This window comes from Klebsiella sp. OBRC7 (assembly GCF_000293135.1).
GTDB lineage: Bacteria > Pseudomonadota > Gammaproteobacteria > Enterobacterales > Enterobacteriaceae > Klebsiella > Klebsiella michiganensis.
In genome coordinates this window covers 1-12,077 of sequence record NZ_ALNJ01000076.1, presented here as the reverse complement: position 1 = coordinate 12,077, position 12,077 = coordinate 1, and the positions used below count along the sequence as shown (strand labels likewise).

The 12,077-nt window shown below is 54.5% G+C and carries 10 protein-coding genes; 7 read left to right on the top strand and 3 right to left on the bottom strand.

What is annotated here, in order from left to right:
* Window positions 1-29 precede the first annotated feature (29 nt).
* The 6 genes from rlmKL to rmf all read left to right on the top strand — a co-directional run bounded on the left by rlmKL (window position 30) and on the right by rmf (window position 7,951).
* Window positions 30-2,135, top strand: a complete 2,106-nt coding sequence (gene rlmKL / locus HMPREF1144_RS14875) for a bifunctional 23S rRNA (guanine(2069)-N(7))-methyltransferase RlmK/23S rRNA (guanine(2445)-N(2))-methyltransferase RlmL (RefSeq protein WP_009653258.1) — start codon at window positions 30-32, stop codon at window positions 2,133-2,135.
* A gap of 12 nt (window positions 2,136-2,147) precedes the next feature.
* Window positions 2,148-4,055, top strand: a complete 1,908-nt coding sequence (locus tag HMPREF1144_RS14870) for an ABC transporter ATP-binding protein (RefSeq protein WP_009653281.1) — start codon at window positions 2,148-2,150, stop codon at window positions 4,053-4,055.
* Window positions 4,056-4,069: 14 nt separating this feature from the next.
* Entirely contained in the window at window positions 4,070-5,338 is a 1,269-nt protein-coding gene (gene pqiA / locus HMPREF1144_RS14865; RefSeq protein ID WP_042927837.1) for a membrane integrity-associated transporter subunit PqiA, read from the top strand.
* Complete coding sequence (gene pqiB, locus HMPREF1144_RS14860; RefSeq protein WP_004849511.1) at window positions 5,328-6,965, top strand: intermembrane transport protein PqiB; 1,638 nt, start codon at window positions 5,328-5,330, stop codon at window positions 6,963-6,965. Before pqiA ends, pqiB begins: the two co-directional genes overlap by 11 nt.
* The gene (pqiC, locus tag HMPREF1144_RS14855; RefSeq protein WP_004849513.1) at window positions 6,965-7,528 is read left to right on the top strand and encodes a membrane integrity-associated transporter subunit PqiC; all 564 of its coding nucleotides are present in this window, start codon (window positions 6,965-6,967) and stop codon (window positions 7,526-7,528) included. Before pqiB ends, pqiC begins: the two co-directional genes overlap by 1 nt.
* A gap of 255 nt (window positions 7,529-7,783) precedes the next feature.
* On the top strand, window positions 7,784-7,951 hold the full coding sequence (gene rmf / locus HMPREF1144_RS31600) for a ribosome modulation factor (RefSeq protein WP_004100764.1): 168 nt from the start codon (window positions 7,784-7,786) through the stop codon (window positions 7,949-7,951).
* 64 nt (window positions 7,952-8,015) lie between these two features.
* On the opposite strand, the gene fabA is transcribed toward rmf, so the two are convergent.
* Together fabA and HMPREF1144_RS14840 are read right to left on the bottom strand one after the other, a co-directional pair.
* A complete protein-coding gene (fabA, locus tag HMPREF1144_RS14845) occupies window positions 8,016-8,534 on the bottom strand; it encodes a bifunctional 3-hydroxydecanoyl-ACP dehydratase/trans-2-decenoyl-ACP isomerase (RefSeq protein ID WP_009653308.1) in 519 nt (172 codons plus the stop codon).
* Between the two features lie 69 nt (window positions 8,535-8,603).
* Window positions 8,604-10,361: an AAA family ATPase gene (locus HMPREF1144_RS14840; RefSeq protein WP_004849516.1), complete on the bottom strand. Its 1,758-nt coding sequence runs from the start codon at window positions 10,359-10,361 to the stop codon at window positions 8,604-8,606.
* 185 nt (window positions 10,362-10,546) lie between these two features.
* Between HMPREF1144_RS14840 and matP the strand changes: the two genes are divergently transcribed.
* On the top strand, window positions 10,547-10,999 hold the full coding sequence (matP, locus tag HMPREF1144_RS14835; protein ID WP_004849517.1) for a macrodomain Ter protein MatP: 453 nt from the start codon (window positions 10,547-10,549) through the stop codon (window positions 10,997-10,999).
* A gap of 99 nt (window positions 11,000-11,098) precedes the next feature.
* Here the strand turns inward: matP and ompA are convergent.
* A partial coding sequence (ompA, locus tag HMPREF1144_RS14830) for a porin OmpA (RefSeq protein WP_009653297.1) occupies window positions 11,099-12,077 on the bottom strand: 979 nt, incomplete at its 5' end.

Genomic DNA, 12,077 nt, shown 5'->3' with positions numbered 1-12,077 from the left:
ACCAATTTTCTTTTAGTAAAAGTGACGATATGAATTCTCTGTTTGCCAGTACGGCTCGTGGGCTGGAAGAGCTGTTAAAAACTGAACTGGAAGGGCTGGGCGCAGTGGACTGCCAGTTGGTCCAGGGCGGGGTCCATTTTCAGGGAGATACGCGGCTGCTGTATCAAAGCCTGATGTGGAGCCGGCTGGCTTCGCGGATTATGCTGCCGCTGGGGCAGTGCAGCGTATACAGCGACCTGGATCTGTACCTTGGCGTACAGGCCATTCCATGGACCGAGATTTTCACTCAGGATGCCACTTTTGCCGTGCACTTTAGCGGGCTGAACGAAGAGATCCGCAACAGCCAGTACGGGGCGTTGAAGGTGAAAGACGCCATCGTCGACAGCTTTACGCGTAAGAATCTGCCGCGTCCCAACGTCGATCGCGAAAATCCCGATCTGCGTATTAACGTCTGGCTGAATAAAGAGACTGCGCATATCTCCCTGGATCTTAGCGGCGAGGGGCTGCACCTGCGCGGCTACCGCGACGGTACCGGTATGGCGCCAATCAAAGAAAACCTGGCTGCGGCGATAGTGATGCGTTCCGGCTGGGCTGCCGGTACGCCGCTGCTCGATCCCATGTGCGGTTCCGGTACGCTGCTGATTGAAGCGGCGATGCTCGCTACCGATCGTGCGCCGGGCTTACACCGCGGCCATTGGGGTTTCGGCGGCTGGGCGCAGCATGACGATGCTCTCTGGAAAGAGGTGAAGTCCGAAGCGCAAACCCGCGCCCGTCAGGGGCTGGCGGCGTATGAGTCGCGCTTTTACGGTTCCGACGTTGACGCCCGCGTCATCGAACGCGCGCAGCGCAACGCCCGCCGCGCCGGTATTGGCGAACTGATTAGCTTCGAAGTGAAAGACGTTGCCCAGCTTAGCAACCCACTGCCGAAGGGCCCTTACGGCACGGTGATAAGCAACCCGCCGTACGGCGAGCGTCTGGAGAGTGAACCGGCGCTGATTGCCCTGCATAGCCTGCTGGGGCGGATCATGAAAAATCAGTTTGGCGGCTGGAACCTGTCGCTGTTTAGCGCCTCGCCGGATCTGCTGAGCTGCCTGCAGCTGCGCGCTGATAAGCAGTTCAAAGCGAAAAATGGACCGCTCGACTGCGTCCAGAAGAACTACCATCTCGCGGAAAACGAAGGCGGCAAAACCGCGATGCTGGCGGAAGATTTCGCCAACCGTCTGCGTAAGAACCTGAAAAAATATGAGAAGTGGGCGCGTCAGGAAGGCATTGAATGCTATCGCCTGTATGATGCTGACCTCCCGGAGTACAACGTCGCTATCGACCGCTACGCCGACTGGGTGGTGGTGCAGGAGTATGCGCCGCCGAAAACCGTTGACGCGCACAAGGCCCGCCAGCGCCTGTTTGATATTATCGCCGCCACCATTGCCGTACTGGGGATTGCGCCGAACAAGCTGGTGCTGAAAACCCGCGAACGGCAGAAAGGGAAAAACCAGTATCAGAAAATGGGTGAAAAAGGGGAGTTCATTGAGGTGCAGGAGTATAACGCACGTCTGTGGGTAAACCTGACCGACTACCTGGATACCGGGCTGTTCCTCGACCATCGTATTGCTCGCCGCATGCTCGGCCAGATGAGCAAAGGCAAAGATTTCCTCAACCTTTTCTCCTACACCGGTAGCGCCAGCGTCCACGCCGGCCTTGGCGGCGCGCGTTCCACGACGACGGTCGATATGTCACGTACCTATCTTGAATGGGCTGAACGTAACCTGCGCCTCAATGGCTTAACCGGCCGCGCGCATCGCCTGATGCAGGCTGATGTGCTGGGCTGGCTGCGGGAGACCACCGAACAGTTTGATCTGATCTTTATCGATCCGCCAACCTTCTCCAACTCCAAGCGTATGGATGATGCGTTTGACGTTCAGCGCGACCATTTGCGCCTGATGACCGATTTAAAACGTCTGCTGCGTAAAGGCGGCACGATTATGTTCTCGAACAACAAACGCGGTTTCCGTATGGATCATGACGGGCTGGCGCAGCTGGGCCTGAAGGCGCAGGAGATCACGCAAAAAACGCTGTCTCAGGATTTTGCCCGCAACCGTCAGATTCACAACTGCTGGCTGATTACCGCAGCCTGAAAGGAATAAAGAATGTCTTTAATTAGTATGCACGGCGCCTGGCTCTCTTTCAGCGATGCGCCGCTGCTGGATAATGCTGAACTGCATATCGAAGATAACGAACGCGTCTGCCTGGTAGGGCGCAACGGTGCGGGTAAATCGACCCTGATGAAGATCCTCAATCGTGAACAGGGTCTTGATGACGGGCGCATTATCTATGAACTGGATCTGGTTGTGGCGCGTCTACAGCAGGATCCGCCGCGTAATGTGACCGGAACCGTCTATGACTTTGTGGCGGAAGGTATTGCTGAACAAGCGGCATACCTCAAGGGTTATCACGATGTTTCGCAGCTGGTGATGACCGATCCGAGCGACAAGAATCTCAATGAGCTGGCGCGCCTTCAGGAACAGCTGGATAATTTAGGGCTGTGGCAGCTCGATAGCCGCATTAATGAAGTGCTGGAACAGCTGAATCTGGATCCTAACGCCGAGCTTTCTTCGCTGTCCGGCGGCTGGCTGCGTAAAGCGGCCCTCGGCCGCGCGCTGGTAAGTGGGCCGCGCGTGCTGCTGCTCGATGAACCGACCAACCATCTCGATATCGAAACTATCGACTGGCTGGAAGGTTTCCTGAAGATGTTCAAAGGCACCATTATTTTTATTTCGCACGACCGTTCCTTTATTCGCAACATGGCGACGCGAATTGTCGATCTCGATCGCGGTAAGCTGGTGACCTATCCGGGGAACTACGATCAGTATCTGCTGGATAAAGAAGAAGCGCTGCGCGTGGAAGAGTTACAGAACGCGGAGTTCGATCGCAAGCTGGCGCAGGAAGAAGTGTGGATCCGTCAGGGGATCAAAGCGCGTCGCACCCGTAATGAAGGGCGCGTGCGGGCGTTGAAAGCCATGCGCCGCGAACGCGGTGAGCGCCGTGAAGTGATGGGCAGCGCGAAGATGCAGGTGGAAGAGGCCGCACGTTCGGGCAAGATTGTGTTCGAAATGGAGAACGTCAACTACCAGGTTGATGGCAAGGTGCTGGTTAAAGACTTCACCGCCCAAATCCAGCGAGGCGACAAAATTGCGCTGATTGGCCCGAACGGCTGCGGCAAAACTACGCTGCTGAAGCTGATGCTCGGTCAGCTGCAGGCGGATAGCGGACGTATTCATGTGGGTACCAAGCTGGAAGTGGCTTACTTCGACCAGCACCGCGCGGAACTTGATCCGGATAAAACGGTGATGGACAACCTTGCGGAAGGTAAACAGGAAGTGATGGTGAACGGCAAGCCGCGCCACGTCCTGGGCTATCTGCAGGACTTTATGTTCCATCCGAAACGCGCGATGACGCCGGTGCGGGCACTGTCGGGCGGGGAGCGTAACCGCCTGCTGCTGGCGCGCCTGTTCCTCAAGCCCAGCAACCTGTTGATACTCGATGAACCGACAAACGATCTGGATGTCGAAACCCTGGAGCTGCTGGAAGAGCTTGTCGACGGTTATCAGGGAACCGTGATGCTGGTTAGCCACGACCGTCAGTTTGTGGATAACACGGTAACGGAGTGTTGGATCTTCGAAGGCGTGGGGCAAATTGGCCAATACGTGGGCGGCTATCATGACGCGCGCGGTCAGCAGGCGCAGTATCTGGCGAAAAAACAGCCGGTTTCTAAAAAGACAGTTGAAGTTGCTCAACCGAAAGCAGAAAGTGTCAAACGCGCTGCCAGCAAACTAAGCTATAACCTGCAGCGCGAGCTGGAACAGCTGCCGCAAAAACTGGAAGAACTGGAAGCCCAGCTGCAGAATTTGCAGGAGCAGGTTGCCGACCCTTCTTTCTTTGGTCAGTCGCATGACCATACGCAGCAGGTGCTCGCACAGCTGAGTGAAGCGGAGCAGGCGCTGGAAACCGCCTTCGAACGCTGGGAATATCTCGAAGGTTTAAAAAACGGCGCATAAGCTGAGGAGTTTTCATGTGCGATCATCATCATGCTGCGCGGCATATCCTGTGTCGACAATGTGATCTGCTGGTGGCTTTGCCGCAGCTGGAGCATCGCCAGAAAGCTACGTGTCCGCGTTGCGGAACGACATTAACAACGTCATGGGACGCGCCCCGGCAGCGTCCCACAGCCTACGCGCTGGTCGCGTTGTTCATGCTGCTGCTGGCCAATCTGTTCCCCTTCATCTATATGAAGGTTGGAGGGATCAGCAGCGAAATCGAGCTGCTGGAAATTCCGAACGTGCTGTTTAGCGAGGATTACGCCAGCCTCGGTACCTTCTTTTTACTTTTCGTCCAGCTGGTGCCGGCTTTCTGCCTGGTCACCATACTGCTGCTGGTCAATCGGGTGAGCATGCCTTCCGGGCTAAAGGCGTTTCTGGCGCGGATCCTGTTTCACCTTAAAACCTGGGGGATGGCGGAAATCTTTCTCGCCGGGGTGCTGGTAAGCTTCGTTAAGCTGATGGCCTACGGCGATATCGGCATCGGCCTGAGCTTCGTTCCCTGGTGTATGTTCTGCCTGTTACAGCTGAGGACGTTCCAGTGCGTGGATCGCCGCTGGTTGTGGGATGATATTGCATCAATGCCGGCGATTACACAGCCGCTGAAAGTCGGCGTCTCCGGTCTGCGTCAGGGGCTACGCTCGTGCTCATGCTGCACGGCTGTTTTGCCCGTCGATGAGGCCGTTTGTCCGCGCTGTCGGACAAGGGGAACCGCCCGGCGTAAAAACAGCCTGCAGTGGACGCTGGCGCTGTTGGTGACTTCGCTGATCCTCTATATGCCCGCCAATATTCTGCCGATCATGATTACCGACCTGCTGGGCGATAAAATGCCTTCCACGATTATGGCGGGGGTGATCCTGCTGTGGAGCGAAGGATCGTATCCGGTGGCGATGGTGATATTTATTGCCAGTATTATGGTGCCGACGTTAAAAATGATCGCCATTGGCTGGCTATGCTGGAACGCCAGCGGCAAGGGAGCGCGCGACTCGGAGCGCATGCATCTGATTTATGAAGTCGTCGAGTTTGTTGGCCGCTGGTCAATGATTGATGTGTTTGTTATCGCAGTCCTCTCCGCTCTGGTTCGCATCGGTGGATTAATGAATATCTATCCGGCGATAGGAGCAGTGATGTTTGCGCTGGTCGTAGTAATGACAATGTTTTCGGCCATGACCTTTGACCCGCGTTTATTGTGGGATCGTGAGCCAGATTCAAGCCATGAGGAAAGACTGCAGCATGGAAAATAAGAGCGGAGAAGCGAAAGTGCAAAAGGTGAAGAACTGGTCACCGGTGTGGATCTTCCCGATAGTCACGGCGCTGATTGGCGCATGGATTCTCTTTTATCACTATAGCCACCAGGGGCCGGAAGTGACCCTGATAACCACCAACGCAGAAGGTATTGAAGGGGGCAAAACCCGGATAAAAAGCCGCAGCGTTGACGTCGGCGTGATTGAAAGCGCGACGCTGACGGACGACCTGACCCACGTGGAGATTAAAGCGCGGCTGAATTCAGGTATGGAAAAACTGCTGCACCAGGATTCGGTTTTTTGGGTGGTTAAACCGCAGGTCGGCCGTGAAGGGATTAGCGGTCTGGGAACGCTGTTATCCGGCGCCTATATCGAACTGCAGCCGGGTAGCAAAGGCTCTGTTCCTGCGCAGTATCCGCTGCTGGATTCACCGCCGCTGGCCTCCCCTGATGCTAAAGGTATTCGCATTCTGCTGGAAAGCAGCAAAGCGGGGCAGCTTTCACCCGGCGATCCGGTGCTTTTTCGCGGCTACCGCGTAGGTTCAGTTGAAACCAGCACCTTCGATGCGCAAAAACGCAATATTACCTATCAGCTGTTTATTAGCGCGCCTAACGATCGGCTGGTGACCAATAACGTGCGCTTCTGGAAAGATAGCGGTATTGCGGTGGATCTGACCGCTGCGGGTATGCGCGTTGAGATGGGATCGCTGTCGACGCTGTTTGGCGGCGGCGTCAGCTTTGATATCCCTGAAGGGCTCCCGCTAGGGGAACCGGTGGCGAATAAAACCGAATATCATCTGTTTGACGATCAACGCAGCATCCAGGATTCGGTATTTACCCAGCATATTGACTACGTGATGTTCTTTAAAGATTCGATTCGTGGTCTGCAGCCCGGCGCGCCGGTTGAGTTCCGCGGTATCCGTCTGGGGACCGTCGGCAAGGTGCCGTTCTTTATTCCAGGGCTCAAGCAGAACATCAACGACGATTACCGTATCCCGGTAGAAGTGCGGATTGAACCGGAACGTCTGATCAATCAGTTAGGCGCTAATCCTGACATTCGTAAGCATATCGATGATCTAATGAATCGCGGGCTGCGCGGTTCGCTTAAAACCGGTAACCTGGTGACCGGCGCGCTGTATATCGATCTCGACTTCTACCCGAAAGCCCCTCCGCGCGGCAAGATGCAGGAGTTTGGCGGTTATCCGATTATTCCAACCGTGAGCGGTGGCCTGGCGCAGATCCAGCAGCGCCTGATGGACGCGCTGGATAAAATTAACAATCTGCCAATTAACCCGCTGCTGGAGCAGGCAACCAGTACGCTGGCGCAAAGTGAAAAAACGATGCAGCACGTACAGGCGACGCTGGACAGTCTGAACAAGATAACGTCAAGTCAGTCGATGCAGCAGCTACCGGGCGATATGCAGAATACGTTGCGCGAGCTTAATCGTAGTATGCAGGGCTTCCAGCCGGGATCTGCGGCATACAATAAGATGGTTGCGGATATGCAGCGTCTCGATCAGGTTCTTCGTGAACTGCAGCCGGTACTGAAAACGCTCAATGATAAGAGCAATGCGCTGGTATTTGAGGCGAAGGATAAAAAAGATCCGCAGCCGAAGGGAGCGAAATAATGAAGAAATGGCTAATAGCGGCGGCGGTATGCGCGCTGACGGCATGCAGCAGCGGCGGTGAGAGTAAAACTTACTATCAGCTTCCCGTGGCGCAGGGTGGCGCGCAAAGCGCCGCCCACCAAAGCAAAAATTTGCTTTGGGTCGAGCAGGTGAGCATTCCGGATTATCTTGCCGGTAACGGTGTGGTCTATCAGACCACCGATGTTCAGTATGTGATTGCGAATAACAATCTGTGGGCGAGCCCGCTCGATCAACAGCTGAAAACGACGCTGGTGGCGAACCTTAGCAACCAGCTTCCGGGTTGGGTGGTTGCCTCTCAACCGCTGGGGAGCGAGCAGGATACGCTGAACGTGTCCGTCAGCGGTTTTCACGGCCGTTACGATGGCCGGGTCATCGTCAGCGGCGAGTGGCTGCTGAAGCATCAGGGGCAGCTGATTAAGCGGCCGTTCCATATTGAGCTTAAGCAACAAGAGGATGGCTACGACGCGATGGTGAAAACGCTCGCTCAGGCCTGGACCCAGGAAGCGACGGCGATTGCCAGCGAGATTAACCGCTTGCCATAAGTAAAATTAATAAGAATAAAAGCCGCTGCGACAGTGAAAATCGCAGCGGCTTTTTTATTTGTCTCATCAGTTTGTTACTTGTGCTGGTTCACAGTTTTTGTACAAACGAAGTTTCATGTAGCTCACAAATATGACAATGGCGTGAATTTTGCGCATTGACGCTATCCCCGATTCGCGGTATTCGTTAACCGTGGTTGCGTATTTAGTGACCATTGTTTTCTTTTCCACCAGATCAAAGTATGAGGGAAACGAGGCATGAAGAGACAAAAACGAGATCGCCTGGAACGGGCACATCAGCGTGGGTACCAGGCCGGTATTACCGGAAGGTCGAAGGAAATGTGTCCTTACCAGACCTTAAACCAAAGGTCTTATTGGCTAGGAGGCTGGCGAGAGGCCATGGAGGACAGGGTACAAATTGCCTGACTGTCTCTTTAAAAAGAAGCCTCCGCTGCGCGGGGGCTTCGCCTTTTCTAACGCGTGATGCTTATCAGAACGCGGAAGTGTCCTGGAACAGGCCCACTTTCAGATCGGTTGCGGTGTAAATCAAACGACCGTCAACCAGCACTTCTCCATCCGCCAGCCCCATAATCAAACGACGGTTTATCACGCGTTTGAAATGAATACGGTAGGTCACTTTCTTCGCCGTTGGCAGTATCTGACCGGTGAGCTTCACTTCGCCCACGCCTAATGCACGTCCTTTACCTTCGCCGCCTAACCAGCCCAGGTAGAAGCCAACCAGCTGCCACATGGCATCCAGGCCCAGACAGCCCGGCATCACCGGGTCACCAATGAAATGGCAACCGAAGAACCACATGTCCGGGTTAATATCGAGTTCTGCCTCAACATAACCTTTGTCATAGTTACCACCGGTTTCGGTCATTTTGATGACGCGGTCCATCATCAGCATACTTGGCGCCGGCAGCTGTGGGCCTTTGGCGCCAAAGAGTTCACCACGACCAGAGGCAAGAAGGTCTTCTTTTGTATAGGATTCGCGTTTATCTACCATGTTTTCAGTAAGCCTTATTTTGAGTTCGGGACGCAGGATAGCTAACACGTGTACGCTGAACAAGTCCGATCAGTTCGAACCTGAACCGCCTAACCAGCGTAGCGGCCACGGAAAGCGATGACGACTCTCTTGCTGTGTCGCCTGCGCAATTCGTTCCTGAATGGTTTGCCGTAACGTTTGTCCTTCGCCGTCCCAGAGTAACTGGGTCAGAATGGGCAGCGCTTCCGTCACGTCATCGACTGCCCAGATAAAGAACTGCTCATCCGCAACGGCCTGTTGCAGTTCCTGCGCCAGGCTCAGGTGACGAACGTTGGCGGAGGGAATGATGACTCCCTGTTTACCGGTCAGCCCACGCTGCTGGCAAATAGCAAAGAAGCCCTCAATTTTCTCGTTAAGCCCGCCAACCGGCTGTACGCGACCAAACTGATCGACAGAGCCGGTAATGGCGATGCTCTGATTAATCGGCACATTGGCCAGCGAGCTGATCAGCGCGCACAGCTCGGCCATGGAGGCGCTATCGCCATCCACTTCGCTGTAGGACTGCTCGAAGGTCAGGGAGGCGGTGAAGGGGAGCTGTTGTTCGAGCTCCAGCTCGGACATCAGGAACGCCTGCATGATCATCATGCCTTTTGCATGAATGTTGCCACCAAGCTCGGCCTTACGTTCAACGTCAATAAATTCGCCGTCGCCAATATGTACGACGCAGCTAATACGCGAAGGCTCGCCAAACGCACGCGGATGGCCCGGAAACTCAATGACGGAGAGTGCGTTGATTTGTCCGACGCATTCGCCTTCGGTCTCGATCAGGATTTGCTCCTGCAGTATTTCATCCTGGATGCGTTCAGCAAGGTAGCCTTCGCGCCACAAACGACGCTCCAGCATGGTTTGCATCTCTTCAGCGCTAATCTCTTCACCTTCACAGAATGCGGCGGCTTCGCGAAGCTGGCGAGCAATCCAGAGTACGCACAGCGGCAAGGTTTCCTGATCGCCTGTATAACGCGCACCTTCCTGGATCAGCAGCGGCCAGGCGTTAGCTGACAGCCCCGGGAGTTCGAGCAGCTGAGCATTTTGCCAGACCCACTGGCACCACTGCTTCAGCGTATCGGCGTCAGCGATTTGCAGATTATCTTCATATTCGCTGTAGATAGCCTGCGCAGAAAGCTCGGGTTCCATCTCCTGAAAATCCGCAAGAGATTCCCGCTCGCCGACCAGGATAACTTTCAAACTCAGGGGCATAGAGGGAATGCTGACCGGAAGAGGGCGAGACTCATCGAATGATAACCAGTCAAAACGCTGGCGGGTTACCATATTTTTTAGCCGCATCCACAGCAGGGGCTGTGCCAGTAATGCGCGGAGGGAGAGAATTAATACCCCGCCGTTAGCACGATGGACCAGACCGGGTTGTAACGTGATTTCACCATTAAACTGGCGCACGCAGCCAAAAAGCTGCTCTGCTTCGATCCAGTCCGCGGCTTCAACCGGCGCAACGCTGGCAAAATCATCTTCAACCGTTTGCGCCGGGGAGAGCGAGATTTTTCCGCCATCAACCTGATAGCGAACGCCACAGAGCGTTTGTGCCGGTTGATGTAAAGTACGGGTTTCGTTAGCCAACCACTGCAGGTACTCCGGCTCTTCCGGAATTTTAACCAGCATAAACGGCGAAATGGCCGGAGTGACCAGGAGCTGCTCCAGGCCATAGAAGAGTCGGGGCTGGAGTTCGCCTGAGAGCGATGCCTCTGCGTGAGCTAAGTCGGCTTGTGCAAACAGCGCCTGATAACTTTCCGTATCAGGAGCGAGGTCGTTTCGGGTAAGTTTCGTAATGGTCAAAGTCGCTGTTTTTTAGTCAGATGTAAAACGCGCGATTATACATTATGCGGCGTCCGAGCACACGAGGGATTGCGATTGTCGCGGTGATAACGAATCTACCAACATCACGAAAGATCATTTATTCTCAGCACATCAGGAAAAAACTGATATCCTGAAATGAGTTACACGGTCACATTGAGATCGCAATGAAATATCAACAACTGGAAAATCTTGAAAGCGGCTGGAAATGGACTTATCTGGTAAAAAAGCACCGGGAAGGTGAGCTTATTACCCGCTACATTGAAGCCAGCGCTGCGCAAGCCGCCGTCGATTTATTACTGACGCTCGAAAATGAACCCGTGCTGGTGAATACCTGGATTGAGCAGCATATCAATCCGGCGCTGATAAACCGCATGAAGCAGACTATCCGCGCCAGACGTAAGCGTCATTTTAACGCGGAGCATCAGCATACGCGTAAAAAGTCTATCGATCTGGAGTTCATGGTCTGGCAGCGTCTGGCAGGTCTGGCGCAAAGACGGGGTAAAACGCTGTCGGAAACCATTGTGCAGTTGATTGAGGATGCTGAGCATAAAGAGAAGTATGCCAGCAAGATGTCCAGCCTGAAGCATGATTTGCAGGTACTATTAGGAAAAGAGTAGCAATACAAGCGTCGGGCTATCGGTGCGTTGCTGCTTTTGATAGCGGAATTTAAGGTAAAAAAAACCCCGCAATGCGGGGTTTTTTATTAACGAGATAACTTAAGCCTGCGGCTGAGTTACAACGTCTTTGTAGCCTTTAACTTCGATTTCTACACGACGGTCCGGCGCCAGGCAGTCGATCAGAGCTGCGCGAGCTTTCACGTTGTCACAGGTGTTGCCAGTGACCGGGTTGGATTCGCCCATACCGCGAGCAGAGATTTTGCTAGCCGGGATACCTTTAGATACCAGGTAATCAACAACGGACTGAGCACGTTTCTCAGACAGCTGCTGGTTGTAGGCATCAGAACCGATACGGTCGGTGTAGCCCAGAACAACTGCGGAACCGTCTTTCGGATCCATGTTGCTCAGCTGGGTGTACAGCTGATCCAGAGCCTGCTGGCCTTCTGGTTTCAGAGTAGATTTGTTGAAGTTGAACAGAACGTCAGACTTCAGGGTGAAGTGCTTGGTAGTCACTTCTGGAGCCGGAGCCGGCGCCGGAGCTACAACCGGAGCAACGTCGTCCTGACCAAAGCGGTAGGATACGCCCAGGCTCAGCATGCCGTTATCAGGACGGGTACCAACGGTGCCAGCGTCGCCGATGTTGTTAACCCACTGGTATTCCAGACGGGTTGCGATGTCACGAGTAACAGCCCACTCTAAGCCGCCCGCGAATACCGGGGAGACGCCAGTGTCGTGTTCGCTACGGGAAACGCCGGTAGAAGCGTAGTTACCTTTGGAGTCAGCGCGCCAAACCATACCACCCAGACGGGTATAGATATCCAGATCGTCAGTGATCGGGTAACCCAGTTTAGCAGTCAGCTGAACGCCCTGAGCTTTGAAAGCGCCGTTGTCAACGCTGCCTTTGTAAGCCATACGGCCCAGCCAGTCGTAACCCATTTCAAAACCGAGGTACGGGTTAACCTGGTAACCACCAAACGCACCAGCACCCAGCTGATCGTTACGGGTCGGGCCGTTGTTGCCCTGGAAACCGTTACCGTAGAAACCGGTGTCGTGATACTGGGACCAGCCCAGTTTAGCA